The organism is Cellulomonas sp. P4_D11, assembly GCF_056401915.1.
In genome coordinates this window covers 35,980-53,133 of sequence record NZ_JBFUIK010000002.1, presented here as the reverse complement: position 1 = coordinate 53,133, position 17,154 = coordinate 35,980, and the positions used below count along the sequence as shown (strand labels likewise).

At 72.6% G+C, this 17,154-nt stretch carries 19 protein-coding genes; 13 read left to right on the top strand and 6 right to left on the bottom strand.

Translation table 11 applies throughout. The annotated features are described in order from the left end of the window. The first annotated feature begins 34 nt into the window (after positions 1-34). Positions 35-241 carry a helix-turn-helix domain-containing protein gene (locus AC1DT4_RS01770; RefSeq protein ID WP_477088047.1) on the top strand — a complete coding sequence of 69 codons (207 nt, stop codon included), beginning with the start codon at positions 35-37 and terminating at the stop codon, positions 239-241. A gap of 93 nt (positions 242-334) precedes the next feature. Further along, on the top strand, positions 335-520 hold the full coding sequence (locus tag AC1DT4_RS01765; protein WP_477088046.1) for a hypothetical protein: 186 nt from the start codon (positions 335-337) through the stop codon (positions 518-520). Positions 521-555: 35 nt separating this feature from the next. On the opposite strand, the gene AC1DT4_RS01760 is transcribed toward AC1DT4_RS01765, so the two are convergent. Continuing rightward, positions 556-2,097, bottom strand: coding sequence for an MFS transporter (locus AC1DT4_RS01760; RefSeq protein ID WP_477088045.1), 1,542 nt, complete (start codon positions 2,095-2,097; stop codon positions 556-558). A 125-nt stretch (positions 2,098-2,222) separates the two neighbouring features. Here AC1DT4_RS01760 and AC1DT4_RS01755 point away from each other — a divergent pair, with 125 nt between their 5' ends. Both AC1DT4_RS01755 and AC1DT4_RS01750 read left to right on the top strand, forming a co-directional pair. Next, a complete protein-coding gene (locus AC1DT4_RS01755; protein WP_477088044.1) occupies positions 2,223-2,876 on the top strand; it encodes a TetR/AcrR family transcriptional regulator in 654 nt (217 codons plus the stop codon). Positions 2,877-2,953: 77 nt separating this feature from the next. After that, positions 2,954-3,160: a dodecin domain-containing protein gene (locus tag AC1DT4_RS01750; protein ID WP_477088043.1), complete on the top strand. Its 207-nt coding sequence runs from the start codon at positions 2,954-2,956 to the stop codon at positions 3,158-3,160. 27 nt (positions 3,161-3,187) lie between these two features. Here the strand turns inward: AC1DT4_RS01750 and AC1DT4_RS01745 are convergent, their stop codons facing one another. Both AC1DT4_RS01745 and AC1DT4_RS01740 read right to left on the bottom strand, forming a co-directional pair. Continuing rightward, positions 3,188-3,457, bottom strand: coding sequence for a DUF7218 family protein (locus AC1DT4_RS01745; protein ID WP_477088042.1), 270 nt, complete (start codon positions 3,455-3,457; stop codon positions 3,188-3,190). A gap of 128 nt (positions 3,458-3,585) precedes the next feature. After that, the gene (locus tag AC1DT4_RS01740) at positions 3,586-4,533 is read right to left on the bottom strand and encodes an ANTAR domain-containing protein (protein ID WP_477088041.1); all 948 of its coding nucleotides are present in this window, start codon (positions 4,531-4,533) and stop codon (positions 3,586-3,588) included. 222 nt (positions 4,534-4,755) lie between these two features. Between AC1DT4_RS01740 and AC1DT4_RS01735 the strand changes: the two genes are divergently transcribed. The 4 genes from AC1DT4_RS01735 (at position 4,756) to AC1DT4_RS01720 (ending at position 7,401) form a co-directional block, all read left to right on the top strand. Further along, a complete protein-coding gene (locus tag AC1DT4_RS01735) occupies positions 4,756-5,499 on the top strand; it encodes a GAF and ANTAR domain-containing protein (protein WP_477088040.1) in 744 nt (247 codons plus the stop codon). Further along, a complete protein-coding gene (locus tag AC1DT4_RS01730) occupies positions 5,496-6,194 on the top strand; it encodes a GAF and ANTAR domain-containing protein (RefSeq protein WP_477088039.1) in 699 nt (232 codons plus the stop codon). Before AC1DT4_RS01735 ends, AC1DT4_RS01730 begins: the two co-directional genes overlap by 4 nt. A gap of 93 nt (positions 6,195-6,287) precedes the next feature. Beyond that, a complete protein-coding gene (locus tag AC1DT4_RS01725; RefSeq protein ID WP_477088038.1) occupies positions 6,288-7,151 on the top strand; it encodes an SDR family oxidoreductase in 864 nt (287 codons plus the stop codon). Between the two features lie 97 nt (positions 7,152-7,248). Beyond that, complete coding sequence (locus AC1DT4_RS01720; protein WP_477088037.1) at positions 7,249-7,401, top strand: hypothetical protein; 153 nt, start codon at positions 7,249-7,251, stop codon at positions 7,399-7,401. Between the two features lie 159 nt (positions 7,402-7,560). On the opposite strand, the gene AC1DT4_RS01715 is transcribed toward AC1DT4_RS01720, so the two are convergent. Both AC1DT4_RS01715 and AC1DT4_RS01710 read right to left on the bottom strand, forming a co-directional pair. After that, positions 7,561-8,133 (bottom strand): potassium channel family protein, encoded by a 573-nt coding sequence (locus tag AC1DT4_RS01715; protein ID WP_477088036.1) that lies wholly within the window; start codon positions 8,131-8,133, stop codon positions 7,561-7,563. Positions 8,134-8,200: 67 nt separating this feature from the next. After that, positions 8,201-9,727, bottom strand: a complete 1,527-nt coding sequence (locus tag AC1DT4_RS01710) for an MFS transporter (RefSeq protein ID WP_477088201.1) — start codon at positions 9,725-9,727, stop codon at positions 8,201-8,203. A gap of 281 nt (positions 9,728-10,008) precedes the next feature. Between AC1DT4_RS01710 and AC1DT4_RS01705 the strand changes: the two genes are divergently transcribed. The 5 genes from AC1DT4_RS01705 to AC1DT4_RS01685 all read left to right on the top strand — a co-directional run bounded on the left by AC1DT4_RS01705 (position 10,009) and on the right by AC1DT4_RS01685 (position 16,209). Continuing rightward, positions 10,009-10,344, top strand: a complete 336-nt coding sequence (locus AC1DT4_RS01705) for a YciI family protein (RefSeq protein ID WP_477088035.1) — start codon at positions 10,009-10,011, stop codon at positions 10,342-10,344. Next, on the top strand, positions 10,341-11,591 hold the full coding sequence (locus tag AC1DT4_RS01700; protein WP_477088034.1) for an RNA polymerase sigma factor: 1,251 nt from the start codon (positions 10,341-10,343) through the stop codon (positions 11,589-11,591). The genes AC1DT4_RS01705 and AC1DT4_RS01700 overlap by 4 nt, the downstream gene beginning before the upstream one ends. 380 nt (positions 11,592-11,971) lie before the next feature. Further along, positions 11,972-13,249, top strand: a complete 1,278-nt coding sequence (locus tag AC1DT4_RS01695; RefSeq protein ID WP_477088033.1) for a DUF2254 domain-containing protein — start codon at positions 11,972-11,974, stop codon at positions 13,247-13,249. A gap of 65 nt (positions 13,250-13,314) precedes the next feature. Then, entirely contained in the window at positions 13,315-15,345 is a 2,031-nt protein-coding gene (locus AC1DT4_RS01690) for a thioredoxin domain-containing protein (RefSeq protein ID WP_477088032.1), read from the top strand. Positions 15,346-15,441: 96 nt separating this feature from the next. Further along, the gene (locus AC1DT4_RS01685) at positions 15,442-16,209 is read left to right on the top strand and encodes an SDR family NAD(P)-dependent oxidoreductase (RefSeq protein ID WP_477088031.1); all 768 of its coding nucleotides are present in this window, start codon (positions 15,442-15,444) and stop codon (positions 16,207-16,209) included. 46 nt (positions 16,210-16,255) lie between these two features. Here the strand turns inward: AC1DT4_RS01685 and AC1DT4_RS01680 are convergent, their stop codons facing one another. Then, positions 16,256-16,873: a GNAT family N-acetyltransferase gene (locus AC1DT4_RS01680; RefSeq protein WP_477088030.1), complete on the bottom strand. Its 618-nt coding sequence runs from the start codon at positions 16,871-16,873 to the stop codon at positions 16,256-16,258. Positions 16,874-17,154: the final 281 nt, after the last annotated feature.

The window sequence follows — 17,154 nt, the reverse complement described above, 5'->3', positions numbered from 1 at the left end:
GCCAGTCGCCCGGGCGCTGCTGCCGACGCCCGACGTGTCCCCGGCCGACCGGCTGAGCGCGCGTGAGCTGCAGGTGCTTCGTCTCCTCGGCAAGGGCATGGCGAACAAGCAGATCGGCCGCGCCCTCGGGATCGGCGAGCGCACCGTGAAGGTGCACGTCGGGCACGTGTTCCGCCCGCTCGGCGTGGCGGACCGCACCAGCGCGGCGCTCTGGGGCAAGGAGAACCTGCGCGACGAATGACCGGCGCGGTGCCGTCCCTCGTACGGGGGAACCGCTGGGTGATCCTGCGCCGCTCGGATGGCCAGGTCGCGGATCCCGGGAGACGCTCGATCCATGGGACTGCGAGTCGAGGTGACCGACGCGGACATCGCCGCTGCGCGACGTCTGTGGGAGCGGGCTGTCTCCGACGGTGCGCCCGAGGACCGCGTGACGCTGCTGCGGGCCGACTACATCGGACTCATCAGCGCGCAGGCGCAGCAGATCGCCGACGACTTCCGCCGCAACCGGCGACCCGCCTGACCGGAGGTCTCCGGTCGGGCGGGCCGCGGTCGGGGTCAGGCCTGCGTGCGGTCGCTCCCGTGGTGGCCCGGCAGGTGCGGGTGCGGGACGTGGAGCTCAGCCGGCTCGGGCGGGAGGTCGTCGATGCCCGCCGCGAGCGCGGCCTCGCGGCGGTGGCGAGCCGAGGGCAGCGCGACCGAGGCGAGCACGGCGAGGACGGCGACGGCCGCGCACACCAGGAAGCCGGAGGTGAACGCGTCGTCGGTCGGCATGCCCTCCGGAGTGCTCTGGGACGTGATGACGGCGGCGACCACCGCGGTGCCGATGCTGCTGCCGATCGTCCGGGAGATCACGTTGACGCTGCTCGCCTCGCCGGTCTGCGCGGCCGGGACGCTCTCGATGATCGCGTTCGACATCGCCGCGAACGCCAGGCCGATGCCCGCGCCCGTCAGCAGCCCCGAGGCGAGCACCTGCCAGAGGTGGTCGTGCATGAGGCCGGGCAGGGCGAACGCGCACACGACGAGGAACGTGCCGGCGAACATGGGCACCTTGGGCCCGAACCGGCGGTCCAGCAGGCCGGCGATCGGACCGAACACGACCATCATCAGCACCGTGGGGAGCATGAAGAGCCCGGCCTCGGAGACGGACTTGCCGAACCCGACACCGGTCGCGGCCGGCAGCTCGAGCAGGGTGGGGACCAGGAGGAACGTGCCGAACATGGCGAAGCCGAGGGTCAGCGCGACGAGGTCGGTGGCCCACACGCCGCGGTTGGCCATGAGCCGCATGTCGATCAAGGGCTCGCGCACCCGCAGCTCGACCAGCACGAAGGCGACCAGCGCGACCAGCCCGAGCACGAAGAGCGCCACGGTCCTCGTCTCGAACCAGCCCCACGCCTGACCCTTGCTGATGGCGAGCAGCAGCGACACCAGGCCCACGGTGAGGATTCCGGCGCCGGTCGTGTCGAGCTTGCCGGGGGTCCGGACCGGCGACTCCTTCATCCCGAAGATCGCACCGATCAGCGCGATGACGACGAGGACCAGGGGCAGCCAGAACAGCCAGTGCCACGACAGGTGGTCGACGATCGGGCCGGCGGCGACGATCCCGACCCCCGCGCCGACACCGAAGATCGCCGACAGCAGGCCGACGGTGACGCTGACCTTCTCGCGCGGCAGCTCGTCCCGCACCATGCCGATCGACAGGGGGAGGATCGCGCCGGCGGAGCCCTGCAGGATGCGGGCGACGATGAGCACGCCGAGGTTCGGAGCCAGGGCCGCGAGCAGGGTGCCCACCGCGAGGGCGCTCAGCACGCCGATGAGGACCCGACGCTTGCCGACCATGTCGCCCAGCCGGCCGAGGATCGGCGTGAGCACGGACGCGGCCAGCAGGTAGGCCGTGAGGATCCAGCTCGCGTCGGCGGTCGAGACGCCGAGGTCGACCGCGAGGACCGGCAGGGCAGGGGCCACGAGGGACTGCAGGACGGCGAACGCGAGGCCGCCCAGGGACAGGTAGAGCACCAGGAACCGGCTGGTCGGGCGGGGGGCGTCGAGCGCGCCCGGGGCGGAGCCGGCGGTGGCGGTCGGTGCGGTGGTGTGCGACACGGAGTCCTCGGGTGGTTGTTGTACACAAGTGTTTACGGCGATTATGCGTGCCTCGCACAACTGAAGTCAACAAGCGTTTACGTGATCTCGCGCGGCGCTACGCTGGCGTCGACCGAGAGGACACCATGGACGCCGGCACCACGCAGCCAGCAGCTCCCGGCGCGGTCGTGCCCGCGGTCGGAGCGCCCACCGCACGGCGCCGCGACGCCGCGACGACGCGGCAGCTGCTGCTCACCGCGGCCCGTCGTCGCTTCGCCGCGCACGGGTACGCGGCGACGACCGTGCGGGAGATCGCCGACGACGCCGGGGTCAACGTCGCCCTGATCCACCGCTACTTCGACTCCAAGGAGGGCCTGTTCGAGGCCTGCCTGGTGCGCGTCTCGGCCGAGCTCGGCCGCGCGGTCGGCCGGCGTTCCCTCGACGAGGTGGCCGGCGCCATGGCCGAGCAGCTGGCGGCCCCCCACACCGCCGAGCACCCCAACCAGCTCGTGCTGCTGCTGCGGACGTCCGGCGACGAGCGCGCCGAGAAGATCCGGCTGGACACGCTCCAGTCGTACGCCCGGGGCCTCGCGGAGGCCGTCGGCGGCCGGCTCGACGGGCCCGGGGGAGCGCAGCTCCTGGTCCGCGCGCAGCTCGCGCTCTCGGCGGCCCTGGGCATCGCCGTGCTGCGGTCGTGGACGCCGCTCGAGCCCCTCGCGTCGATCGATGCCGCGGAGCTGGCCGGACCGGTGCACGCGCTGATCCGCGCGCTCCTGGCTCCTGGTGACGACGGGTCGTAGCGGCGACCGCGGTGGTGGCCGGGCGCGAGGGCGTCCACTATGGGGTGGTCCGTACCGAGTCAGGAGAGGCCATCACCATGAGCGTGTACCGAGTGATCGACGTCATCGGGACGAGCACCTCGTCGTGGGAGGCGGCAGCCGCCGAGGCGATCACCACGGCCGGCGGCTCGTTGCACGACCTCCGGGTGGCCGAGGTGACGAAGCAGGACGTCGTCGTCGGAGAGGCGGGAGAGCTGCTCTACCGCACGCGGATCCAGCTGTCGTTCAAGTACAAGCCCGAGTAGAGCCGGCGCGGTGGGTCTGCGGACCCCTCAGTGGGTCCGCAGCGCGTGCACGAGCGCCGCCTTGTTCATCGAGGACCTGCCCTCGATGCCGATCTGTCCTGCCCGCTTCCGCAGGTCCTCGACCGTCCAGTCGTCGTACGCGCCAGAGCGGCCGCCCTTCGACGCGACCTTCTTGCGGCTCGAACCGGCGGCGGCGTTGGCGATGCGCGCGGACTTCTCCTTGCTGTTGCCCTCGTCGCGGAGCTCCTCGTAGAGGTGCTTGTCCTTCACGCTCGGGCCAGGGTCACGCTGCGGCATGGTGCTCACCCACTCTCGGGCCTCGCACGGTCGGACCGCGCACGCCCACGTCCTCCGGACGCGCCCGCTGCTGGACCGTTTCGAGCGTAGGGGTGGCCGACGGGCCCCGCACGGCGGCGCGGTCGTCGTCAGGACGACGCGCCGGCGGCCAGGGTCCGCCTTGCCGATCTGCCGTCCTGCGCGCCGGGCTCGGGCGGTCCGCCGACGATCGTCATCGCGACTCCCTGGTCCGCACCGCGCCGCAACGCGGTGGTCACCACCTCCCCGAGCACGGACCCGACGCGGCGCACGCCGCGGAGGTCCACGAGCACCTCGCCGGTCGAGCGACCGCGCAGCAGGAGCAGCGCCACGGCGGCTGCCAGGTCGTCCCTGGTCGAGAGGTCGACGCACCCCACGACCCGCAGTGTCGGCACCCCTCCGTCGGTCTCCGTGCGCAGTGCCACCGAGCCAACGGCCACCGGCGCCGTCTGCTCGGCCGAGGGTGCGGAGGGCGCGCAGAGCACCGCGTCGATCCGTTGCCTCGCGGCGTCGTCCAGGCCGCCCTCGACCGCCGTCATCACCCGGGATGCCAGCGTGCGCAGGCGCACGTTCAGCCGTTGGGAGCTCGACCGGAGCACCGAGAAGGCGGCGGCGTCGTCGATGCCGTAGGTGAGCATGAGGACGCCCTTGGCCTGGTCGATCGCGGCGTGCGAGTCGAGCGCGACCGCGAGCTGCTCGTTCACGCGGGCCGCAACGGCGACGTCTCGCGCGCACGTGTCGTCGACCACGAACCCGGCGGTCCCGACCGCCCCCCCGGGACCCTCGTTGCCGACGGCGAGCGTGACGAGGCGCTCGGCGCCGGACAGATCGATGAGCCGGTACTCGCAGCTGCGCGCCTCGACGTCGCCGTGCGGCTCGAGCGTGTCGGCGACCGAGGGCCGGTCGTCGCAGTGCACGTGGGCCAGGAAGAGCTCCCGCGTGGGCACGACGTCGCCGGGCTCCATGCCGTGGATGCGGAACAGCTCGTCCGACCACCACCACCGCGGGACGGTCGGCGTGAAGCGGAATCGACCAGCGCGGGTCGTCGATGCGCTCATCGTCACCCCTCACGGTCGATGCCCGGGGGATCGCCGAGGCTCCTGCTGAGCTCAGAGCGGTCCCGCCCGGCCGCCGACCTTCTGTCGTTGACAGCGTAGATCCGAACGGGGCGGGCGGCGGTGCTCGGCCGCGACCAGCTGGCGGGCCTGACCCTGCTCGTCGTCGGGAAGGAGGAGGATGGCGGGAGTACCGGAGCGGCCGACCGAGGGAGCTGAGAGCCCGTGAGCAGCAGGAGCACCATGCTCGCGCGCCTCGCCAGCTCCCTCGCGGGCAGTCCACCCGAGCAACCCTTCCCGGTGCGGCTCTGCCGCGCGTGCGTGGACATCCTGGGTGCCGACGGCGGTGCCATCACGCTGGCCTCCACGAGGCCCGAGCGACTCACGGTGAGCACCTCCAACGGCACGTCGGCGCGCATCGAGGACCTGCAGGACGTCCTCGGCGAGGGGCCGGGCCAGGACGCCTTCCGGGAGGGCCGGCCCGTGGTGACCCGAGTCGACGGAGACAGCGGCGGTCCGTTCCCCATGTTCACCGAACTCGCCGGCGACATCGCGGGCCCGCTCACCGTCTGGGCGATCCCGATGCACCCGGGCGGCCCGACCATCGGCGTGGTGACCCTCTACCGGGCGAGCGGGGACCTCGAGCAGAGCCTCGACGACGCGCAGTTCCTTGCCGACGCGGTGGGCGCCGCCCTGCTGGACGAGCACTCGACCAACGGCGACGCCCCCTTCGCGGCGTGGTCGGACCGGGCGCGCGTGCACCAGGCGACCGGGATGATCGTGGCGCAGCTCGCGATCAGCCCCGATGACGCGCTCGCCCTCCTGCGCGCCCACGCGTTCGCCGAGTCGACGACGTTGGACGCGATCGCCAGGGAGGTCGTCGACCTCCGGCTCACCTTCACACACACGGCCCGCGGTGACTCTCGCACCCAGGCGTTGGACGACAGCTCGGGGAACGGTGACCAATGACCGCTCGCACATCGGCCCAGGCCCTCGCGGACGTGGCGAGCGCGCTGGTGGGGGAGCACGAGACCACGGGGCTCCTCGCCCGGCTGGTCCAGGACTGCGCCGAGCTGCTTCCCGCGGACGCGGCCGCCCTGCTCGTCCGGACGCGGACCGGTGACTTCGAGCTGCTCAGCGCCACCTCCCACCGCGCCGTCGAGCTGGAGCTCTACCAGGCCCAGCAGGCGGCCGGACCGTGCGTCGACTCAGCACGGACGGGCCGGCCGGTGCACGCGGTCGGCGCCGCGCAGATCGAGGCCCGCTGGGAGCAGGTCGGGCGCAAGATCGTCGACGAGGGATTCCTCTCGGTGCACGCCTTCCCGATGCACTGGCGCGAGCACGTCATCGGCGCGCTGAACCTCTTCACGTCCGCGGAGCAGGATCTCAGCGCCGCCGCGATGCAGCTGGCCCAGAGCTTCGCCGACTTCGCGACGCTCGCGATCGTCCAGCCGCTGCAGCTCGGCGACGACGATCTCGCCCAGCGCGTCACCGACGCGCTCGAGGGGCGCGTCGTCGTCGAGCAGGCCAAGGGGGTCCTGGCGTACCAGCTGGCCCTCGACATGGCCGCGGCGTACGACGAGCTGCTGAAGCGCTCGGCGGAGAACGGCGCGCACCTGACGCAGACGGCGCGGGACATCCTGCGCGACGCCCAGCGACGCTGAGGGCCCGGCTGGTGGGTCGCGCGGCTCGGTGAGAGGCTCGATGCGCTGAAGAAACCGGCGGCCACGGAGCTCTCCGACCGCAAGGAGCCCGCCATGACCGACTCGGACCAGCAGTTCCCGGCGCAGCAGCAGGAGCCCCCCGGGCTGACCCGGCCCATGACGCCGGCGCCCGACCACGGTGAGTCCAGCTACCAGGGCTCGAGCCGATTGAGCGGCCTCAAGGCGCTGATCACGGGCGGCGACTCCGGCATCGGCCGGGCGGTCGCGATCGCCTTCGCCCGCGAGGACGCCGACGTCGCCATCGTCTTCCTGCCGGAGGAGAAGACCGACGCCGACGAGACGGCCGAGTGGGTCCAGCGCGCCGGCCGGCGGTGCATCCTCGTGCCCGCGGACCTGCGCAACGAGGACGAGGCGCGCGGCGCGGTCGAGCGCGCCGCCACGGAGCTGGGTGGGCTCGACATCCTCGTGAACAACGCCGGGTTCCAGTGGGCGCGGCGCGAGTCGGTCGCGGACATCACCACCGAGGACCTCGACCGCACGTTCAAGACCAACCTCTACGCCCTGTTCTGGGTGACGCAGGCCGCTCTCGAGCACCTCGGCGAGGGCGGCTCGATCATCAACGTGTCCTCGATCCAGGCCTACCAGCCGTCCGAGTCCCTCCTCGACTACGCCTCGACGAAGGCGGCGATCAACAACTTCACGGTGAACCTGGCCGGGGAGCTCGGTCCGCGCGGCATCCGCGTGAACGCCGTCGCTCCGGGGCCCATCTGGACCCCGCTGCAACCGGCCACGCAGCCGGAGGCCAAGGTCGAGAAGTTCGGCGCCGACACGCCGCTCGGTCGGGCTGGGCAGCCCGCCGAGGTGGCGCCCGCGTTCGTCTTCCTCGCGGCGAGCTCGACCGCCTCCTACGTCTCGGGCACCGTCCTCGGCGTCACTGGCGGGAAGCCGGTGTTCTGACGCGAAGACTGCCCCACCCGGTCGGAACCGTCGGCCGGGCGTACGTTCGGAGGACGGGCGCGCCGACGGTGCGGGCCCCGCGAAGGAGGCAGCACAGATGAGTTCCGACACCGCGCCGGTCCCCGACGACGAGACGCGAGCGCACGCGACGGAGCCGGCGGAAGGCGCCCCCGCCGGCGCGGCTCCGGACAACGACGCACGCGAGCACGCGAGCGAGCCGGCCGAGGGCGAGGACGTCCCCGACGCCTGACTGACCGCCACGCCGTCTCGGCGCCTGCGGCCCCCTCCGGCCTGCAGGCGCCGAGCGTGGCGAGAACAGGTCGGCCGGGCCGGCCGTGCTCCGTCTGACCGTCAGTCCACCGCAGCGTGGGAGCGGCGGCATCATCCCGATCTGATGATCTCCCCGGTGTCAGGGGTGGCCCTGGTCCGGCCTCGCCGCCGGACCGGACGCTTGGCTCTGCCTGGCCTGGCGCACCGCGCCCAGGAGGACCTGGATCCCCAGCCCCAGGATGATCACGTCCAGGATCATCTGCGCCGAGACAAGCACGCGGGCGCTCTGGCTGGCCGCGGAGATGTCGCCGAACCCGACCGTGCTGAAGACCGTGATCGTGAAGTACAGGGTGTCGGTCCGGGTGAGGGAGGCCGTGTTGAAGCTCTGGGGGTCGGTCCGTCCGAGCAGGTAGTACGTCGCCGCGAACAGGAGCAGGAAGAGCGGCACCGTGGTGGCCAGGGCCTCGACCGCGCGCAGCCCCGGGTACGGCGCACGGATCACCACCCGGATCCACCAGATGGTGACGCCGAGCAGGACGACGAGGGCGATCGCCAGCGTCACGGCCAGCGGCACCCGCGGAGCCCGGTCGAGAGGCGCGAGGTAGTACAGCGCCACCAGGACGCCGGTCGCGACGAACGCGCGGCTCAGGCCGAGCACGACGATCCGGCGTCGTTCGACGGACGAGGGGACGGCGGCGGGGACGGCCGTCACGATCGACGCGCGTGGGACCGTCGAGCGTGGACGGCGGGCACGCGCTCGAAGCAGGTCGCGTCCACGTCTAGCCCCACACCGCCGCCTCGACGGGGGCGACCGGTGGAGCGTGCGGGAGACGCGCCATGCGGAACGAGATCACCAGACCGCTGAGGGCGGCGAGGAGCGGGATCAGGAGCGCGACCTGGAGCGCGAGGGGCCGCGCTTCGGTGTTGATCCGGATGATCTCCGCCTGGGTCGCCGGCGGCTCGTCGGCAAGGAGCTCGTCCAGGGCCGTGTTGCTGACCACCTCGGCGTCCTCCTCGAGGACCGAGGCGACCTGGGCCTGCTCGGACGCGTCGAGCACCGTGCTCTCCGCCGCCATGGACGTGAAGAACGTGGACAGCGCGGCGAGCAGGATCGCACCCGCGAACGCCAGGCCGAACGAGAGCCCGAACGACCCCGCGGCGGAGTTGACGCCGGCGGCCTCGCTGACGCGTTCCTCCGAGATCGGGGCCAGCGTGTAGTTGTTCAGCTGGGAGACCAGCAGACCCAGGCCCGACCCGGCGATGACGAGGGGGACCACCAGCCACCATCCCGAGTCCGCCCGCGGCACGATGGGCAGGATGAGTGCGACACCCGTGGCCAGCAGTGCGAAGCCCCACCGGATGATGCCGCTGGGGTTGCGCGCGCCGGCCTTCTTCCCGGCGACGACTGCGACGGCGAACATGCTCAGCGAGAGCGGCGCGAGGGACAGGCCGGCCTGCATGGCGTTGTACTCCAGCACGATCTGCAGGTAGATCGGCAGCGCGATCATCGTGCCGCCCAGCGCGATCTGCTGCAGGGTCTGCTGGGTGATGCCGAACCGGAAGACCTTGGACTCGAACAGGCCCGGGTCCAGCAGCGTCGGCTTGTCCTGGCGCTTGCGCCGGGAGAGCCAGTACACGAGCGACCCGAGCGCGACCACGCCGACGGCCAGGATCGCCAGGACGGCCTCGCCGCCCTCCTGCCAGACCAGGATGCCGAGCACGACGCCGCCCATCCCGAGGACGGACAGGACCGCGCCGACTCCGTCGATCTTGCGGGGTCCGGTGTAGGGCACGTCCTTGACGAGGCCGATCCCGGAGAGCACGACGGCGATGACGACGACCTCGAGCAGGAACGCGATCCGCCACGACAGGTAGGTGGTGATGAAGCCCCCGATGAGGGGGCCGACGCCGGCCGCGATCGCCGCTGCGGCGCCGACCAGGGCGTAGGCCTTCCGCTGCGCGGGGCCGGTGAAGTTGCCGTGGATCAGGGACTGCATGGCCGGCAGCAGCAGGGAGGCGCCGAGGCCGCCGATCACGGCCCAGAAGACGATGATCGCGGTCAGGCTCTGCGCCAGGGCCATCGCGGTCGCGCCGACGGCGTACGCGAGCAGACCGATGACGTAGGCCCTCTTCCGCCCGTAGAGGTCGCCCACCTTGCTGCCGATCAGGATGAACGCCGCGGAGACGAGCGCCTCGAGCGCGATGGCGGACTGGACCCCGCTGACCGTGGTGCCCAGGTCGTCCACCACCGCCGAGATGGACACGTTCATGAGCGACGTGTCGACGACGAGCACGAACATCGCCATCGCGAGCAGGATGGCCAGTCGCGGGTTGCCCGCGGACTCCTCTTCGAGCTCGACCTCGTCCGGTTCGACCACGGGGTCCTCTCCACCAATCGGCTCTGACCAGGCGGGTCGTCGACCCGCAGTCCCCACCCTGGCCGCGCCGGGCGGCCGTGTCCAGGGTCCGCGCGGACCCTCTCGGTGGACGAAGATCGTCTCGGACGGGGGGTCGGATCGGGACTGCACCGTTCGTAGCAGAGGTGAGGCCCGCTGCGGCCGCCGACCGACGACAGGAGACTGGTCCCATGGCGCTCTATCTGATGTCCGTGCTCGACGACCGGACGGGCTCCGGCACCGCGGAGGAGATGGCCGCGATCGACGTCTTCAACGCCCGGCTCCAGGCCGACGGCCACTGGGTCTTCGCGGGCGGCCTCGCGTCCCCCGGCTCCGCCACGGTCGTCGACGGTCGCGACGGGGAGGCGGTGTTCACCGACGGCCCCTACGTCGAGTCGAAGGAGTATGTGGCCGGCCTCTGGGTCGTCGACGCGGCCCATCTCGACGCGGCTCTGCGGCTCGCCGCCGAGGGGTCGACGGCCTGCAACCGCCGGGTCGAGCTCAGGCCGTTCCTGGGCGGCGCATGACCGGGCTCGACGAGCTGATCACGCGGGTCCACCGCGAGGAGTGGGCCCGGGTGGTGGCGACCGTCGCGCGGCGCATCGGCGACCTCGACATCGCCGAGGAGATGGCCGCGGAGGCGTTCGCGACCGCCGTCGAGCGCTGGCCCGTCGACGGCGTCCCTCCGAACCCCGGCGCGTGGCTCACCACCACCGCCCACCGCAAGGCGATCGACCGGTTCCGTCGCGAGGTCAGGCGCGAGTCGTGGCACAAGGAGGCGGCGATGCTGTCCGACACCCCCGGGCCGCTCGGCGCGATCGACGACGACCGGCTCCGGCTGGTGTTCACCTGCTGCCACCCCGCCCTCGCCATGGAGGCGCGGGTCGCGCTGACCCTGCGCCTGGTCGGGGGTCTCACCGTCGCCGAGATCGCTCGCGCGTTCCTCGTCCAGGAGACGGCCATGAGCCGGCGCATCACGCGCGCGAAGGCCAAGATCAAGGCGGCGAGGATCCCCTTCGGCGTGCCGTACCGCGAGGATCTCCCGGCCCGGGTCACCGGCGTGCTCACGGTCCTGTTCCTGATCTTCAACGAGGGCTACCTGTCCTCGGAGCCGGACGGACCGGCGGTCCGGGCCGACCTGACCGCCGAGGCGATCCGGCTGACCCGGCTGGTGCGGGACCTGATGCCGGCGGACGGAGAGGTCGCCGGGCTCCTGGCGCTCATGCTCCTGACGGACGCACGACGGGCCGAGCGGGTGTCGGCGGACGGCGACCTCGTCACCCTCGAGGACCAGGACCGCAGCGGGTGGGACCGGGAGCTGATCGCCGAGGGTCACGCCCTCGTCCGCGCGCGCCTCGCCTCGGGGCAGGCGCCCGGTCGCTACCAGCTCCTCGCCGCGGTCAACGCCGTGCACACCGACGCGCGTGTCGTCCGCGACACCGACTGGTCGCAGGTCGTCGCGCTCTACGACCAGCTGGTCGTCGTCGACCCGTCGCCGATCGTGCGGCTCAACCGCGCGATCGCCGTCGCCGAGGTGGACGGGCCGCAGCTCGCGCTGGCGGAGGTCGACGGGCTGCCCCTGGACGGCTACCGCGCCTTCCACGCCACGCGCGCCCACCTGCTGCGTCGCCTCGACCGGACGGACGAGGCGCGGGAGGCCTACGACCGGGCCATCGCCGTGGGCGGCAACAGCGCCGAGACGGCGTACCTCGCCCGCCGCCGCGACGAGCTGGCGGGCCCGTCAGGAGGAGGACCTCGACCACCCCGACGGTGACTCGCCGATCCCCCGGGAACCGGCGCCGCGGGTGTGGCTCTGTCCGGTGCGTCGTCGTGCGTCCGCCCGTCCGAGGTGCGCCGTCACGACCGGACGCCCACCATGGGTCCACGACGTCATGCAGCGAGCGTCGCGTGGGCAGTGGTGGTCCCGGCGCTCGTGCCGGAGGCCAGGGCGTCGTCCGCCGACCGGCTGACGCGGTGGTCAGCACGCGGACGCGGACCATGTCGAGGTCGCGGGGCTGCGCACGTCGAGGTGCGCGGTCGAGCGGTCGTCGAACTGCCCGAGCTGCCGTGCCCACGCGGCGTCGCACCATCGGGTGCGTCGCCAGACTGCTCGACATCGGCGCGTGCTGCTCGCGTTCGGGAGCGGGGAAAGGCATGTGGCTCTACAAGACGTGGCTGAGCGTGCGGAACAGCCTGTGGCTCGTGCCCGTGCTGTTCGTCCTCGGAGGCGTCGCGCTGGCGTTGGTGACGATCACGATCGACCGGCAGTTCGACTACTCGCTGATCCCGACGGCGATCGTCGGCGGTCCCGAGGCGGCCATCGCCATCCTGTCCACGGTCGCCGCCTCCATGGTGAGCATGGCCGCGCTCGTGCTGACCATCACGATGGTCGTGGTCCAGCTCGCGATGGGGCAGTTCTCGCCCCGGATCGTGCAGCGGCTGCTGCGTGACAAGCCGAGCCAGAGCGCGATCGGGCTGTTCGTGGCGACGTTCGCGTTCGCGATCGTCGCGCTGCACGAGGTCACGTCGAACGGGGACGGCACGGGGCAGGTTCCGGGAACCGCGGTCCTGACCGCCTTCGTCCTGGTCATCGTCAGCATCGCGGTGCTGATCATCTACGTGCACCACATCGGGCAGGCGCTCCGCGTCTCCAGCCTCATCGAGCTCGTCGGCAAGCAGACCCGCAAGCTGCTGGACGAGGTCTACGCCGACCCCGGCGACGAACCCGAGGAGGACGGTCGGCGGCTCCTGCGCGCACCGCGGTCCGGGGTGGTGACCGTGATCGGCTACCAGCACCTCGTGGACGAGGCCACGCGGTCGGACTGCGTCCTCGAGCTGCTGCCGGCGCTCGGCGAGTTCGTCCCGGCCGGAGCCCCGCTGTTCCAGGTCCACGGCGACCCTGTCGCCCTGGACGAGCGCAAGGTCGACGAGGCCGTGGTGCTGGGCCTCGAGCGCACGCTGGACAAGGACGTGGCGTACGGGTTGCGGCTCCTGGTCGACATCGCCCAGCGCTCGCTCGCGGACTCTCCGCTGCAGGACCCCACCACCGCTGTCCAGGCCATCGACCGGCTGCACGACTGCCTGCGGCAGATCGCCCGGCGCCCCCTGTCGGACGGCCTCTACCGGGACCGCGCGGGTGTGGTGCGGCTGAAGGAACCGGTGATGGACTGGGACGCGTACGTCCACCTGGCCTTCGACGAGATCCGCCTCGCCGGCGCCGCCTCACCTCAGGTCTCGCGGCGGCTCGCGGCCGCGCTGCGCGACCTTGCCCAGGTCGCCACCCCGGACCGCGTGCCGGTGCTCGAGCGCCAGCTGGAGCTGCTCGGCGAGACCGTCCGCGAGTCGGTGCCGCGCTCCAGCGACCTCGAGCTCGCGCTCGGGGCGGACCGGCAAGGGGTGGGTGTCGCGGCAGGCGACGGAGAGGTCCGGTAGGGCGCGCACCACGACCACCCGGGGCGATCGGTCGCGCGCACGGGCCGCGCGGCGGACGCTGGGGCATGCCCAACCGCCTGGCGGACGCCACCAGTCCCTATCTCGCGCAGCACGCCGACAACCCCGTCGACTGGCGCGAGTGGGGGAGTGCCGCGTTCGAGGAGGCCGCGTCTCGCGACGTGCCGGTCCTGGTCTCCGTCGGCTACGCGGCGTGCCACTGGTGCCACGTGATGGCTCACGAGTCGTTCGAGGACGCCGAGGTCGCCGCGTTCATGAACGACCACTTCGTCTGCGTCAAGGTGGACCGCGAGGAGCGGCCGGACGTCGATGCGGTCTACATGGCTGCGACGCAGGCGATGACAGGCTCGGGCGGCTGGCCGATGACGGTGTTCACGACGCCGACGGGGGAGCCGTTCTTCTGCGGCACCTACTTCCCGCCGCGCCGCGTGCACCAGGTCGCGTCCTTCTCGGAGGTGCTCGCCGCGGTGGCCGCCGCCTGGACGGAGCGTCGTGCCGAGGTGCTCTCGAGCGCCGGCGCGATCAGTGAGGCGCTCGCCGACCGGCTCCCCGGACCCGCGGGCGTGGCGGGCGGCGGTGACCTCGCCGACGAGGCGCTGGCCCGCATCGCCTCGACCTACGACGCGCGTGCCGGCGGCTTCGGTGGCGCCCCGAAGTTCCCGCCGTCGACCGTGCTCGAGTGGTTGCTCCGCCACCACGCGCGGACAGGCGACGAGGGTGCGCTCGCGATGGCCGTGGGCACGCTCGACGCGATGGCGCGCGGCGGCCTGTATGACCAGCTCGCGGGCGGCTTCGCCCGGTACTCGGTCGACACGAGCTGGACGGTGCCCCACTTCGAGAAGATGCTCTACGACAACGCGCTCCTCCTTCGGGTGTACGCGCACGCCTGGCGCGCGACGGGGGCACCGAGCATGCGTCGCGTCGCCCTCGAGACGGCGCGCTGGATGCTCGACGAGCTCCGGACGCCCGAGGGGGGACTCGCCTCCTCGCTCGACGCGGACAGCGAGGGGCGCGAGGGCGCGTTCTACGTCTGGAGCCAGGCTCAGCTGCGCGAGGTGCTGGGTGCGGAGGACGGCGGCTGGGCGGCGGACGTGCTCGGCGTGACCCCGGCGGGCACGTTCGAGCACGGGACGTCGGTGCTCCAGCGTCGGCGCGAGCCCGAGGACGCGGATCGCCTCGACGACGTCCGGGCGCGGCTCCGCGCGGCGCGCGAGCGACGGCCCCGACCCGGGCGCGACGACAAGGTGGTCTCGGGCTGGAACGGCCTGGCGGTGGCCGCGCTGGCCGAGGCCGGTGCGCTGTTCGACCGCCCGGACCTGCTCGAGGCGGCCGTCGCGGCCGCCGACGCGGTGGTCGCGACGCACGTGCGCGAGGACCCCGACGGCTCCACGCGGCTGGTCCGGGCCTCGCGTGACGGCGTCCCGGGGCGCGCGCCCGGCGTGCTGGAGGACTACGCGAACCTGTCCGAGGGCCTGCTGGCGCTCTCCGCAGTCACCGGGAACGCCGAAGGGGCCGCGGTCGCCGGACGTCTGCTCGACACCGTGCTCAAGCACTTCGCCGCCGTGGACGGCGGCTTCCACGACACCGCGGACGACGAGACGGACGCCGTGATCGGTCGCCTGGGCCGACCCCAGGACCCGGCGGACGGGCCGACGCCCTCGGGACAGTCGGCCGCCGCGGGCGCGTTGCTGACCTACGCCGCGCTGACGGGTTCCCTACGCCACCGCGAGGCCGCCGAGCGCGCCGGCCGCGCGGGGCTCGCCCTCGCGACGCGGTTCCCGCAGGCGGCAGGCGCGGCGCTCGCCGTGCTGGAGGCGGCCCTCGACGGGCCGCGGGAGGTGGCGATCGTCGGGCCCCGGGACGACCAGCGCACGGCCGTGCTCCGGGAGGTCGCCTTGCGGTCGACCGCGCCGGGTCTCGTCCTTGCGCTCGGCGAGCCCGACGGGATCCCCGACGGCCGGGAGCTGCTGCGCGACCGCCCGCTCGTGGGCGGCGCTCCGACGGCCTACGTCTGCCGGGGGTTCGTGTGCGAGCTGCCCACGACGAGCCCAGAACAGCTTGCTCGCCAGCTCCGATGAGGCTGTGGTGCCCACCGGGCACCCGGTAGGACCAGACTCGACCTGCGCCAGGTCGGCGCGAGCGGGCACGACACCGACCACAGGAAGCAGAAGCCCATGAGCACCATGGATCAGTTCTCCCTCGAGGGGCGCGTCGCCGTGGTCACCGGAGGGACGCGCGGGCTGGGCGAGGGGTTCGCGGGCGCACTCGGCGACGCCGGCGCCTCGATCGCGATCGTCGGCCGCGACGCCGACGCGGCAGCCACGGTCGTCGCCGACCTCGAGCGACGCGGTGTCGACTGCCTGTTCATCGCGGCGGACATCACGGAGCGGGCGAACGTCGAGCGGGTGCGCGACGAGACGCTGGCCCGGTTCGGGCGGGTCGACATCCTGGTCAACAACGCCGGCACGTGCGTCCACGCGCCCGCACTGGACGTGACGCCCGACGACTGGCGGCACGTCATGTCCGTGAACCTCGACGCCGTGTGGACGTGCTCGCAGGTCTTCGGCCGCACGTTCGTCGACCAGCGCGCGGGCGTGATCATCAACATCGGCTCGATGTCCGGCCTGATCGTCAACCGACCGCAGTGGCAGCCCGCCTACAACGCGTCGAAGGCAGCGGTGCACCACCTGACGCGCAGCCTCGCCGCGGAGTGGGCGCCGTTCGGCGTCCGGGTCAACGCCCTGGCGCCCGGCTACATCAAGACCGAGATGTCCCCGGTCGACGACCCGAGATACCGCCAGAACTGGATCGACGACGCGCCGATGCAGCGCTACGGCAGCGTCGAGGAGCTGGCGCCGGCCGTCGTCTTCCTGGCGAGCGACGCGTCGTCGTTCATCACCGGGTCCGTGCTCGTCGCCGACGGCGGGTACACGGCGTTCTAGCCGTCCCCGTTCGTACGAGGCTCGACCCGACGATCAGTGCTGGCGGTCAGGACGACGCGCGCTCGGCGGCCGGAACCTGGGTGGTCATCACGCAGTTGCCCTTGCCCTTGGGTCGCTGGTAGCTGAAGCCGAGCTCTTCGTACATGGTCCGCGTCGCGTTGTAGAGGAAGGACGCCGAGGTCTTCTTGCCGGGCGGCACGTCGTGCGGGTACGACTCCACCAGGCCACCCCCTGCCGCGGAGATCAGTGCGAGCGCACCACGGACCGCGACGGAAGCCATCCCCTTGCGTCGGTAGTCGCGGTCCACGAACAGGCAGGTGATCCGGAAGTCCGGCCTGCGCGGGACACCCTGCTCCCACTCCTTGCGGTGGTGGATGTTCTGCAGCTCGTCGACCGTCCCGTACTGGGCCCACGCCACCGCGGCGTCGCCGTCGAACACCAACGCCGCGTGCGCGCGACCGGCCTCGACGAGCTGCCGCTTGAACTCGCGGTGGCCGAGTGCGCGGCGCTCCTCGACGGGGTCGGGGTAGAGGTGGAAGTACGTGCACCAGCAGCCGCCCCACACGCCGTTGTGCCGTTCCGCCAGGGCTGCGAACGCGTCCCAGGTCACGGGACTGAGCGGTTCGATCCGAAATCCGTCGACAACGATGTCCCGATCGCCCATCTCGCGACGATAGCCACGGCGGTCCAGCGCGACAATCGTTCCGTGGGCGATCGAAGGGCGACCGAACGCAGCCCGGGTTGCTCCGACTGGCCTGAGCGAAACCTCACGCCGAGGCATACGCCGCCCGCCGCGCTGGTGCTGGCCGACGCCGGCCCGCGCGGGCACTCACCGAGGTAGACCGTCGAGGTCACGACGACGCCGACGACGACAGCCTCCTCCCGCAGCCCTCGTCGGATCGCTCGACGTCCACCGGTGGTTGCCTCGTGACCTCCATCGGTTCG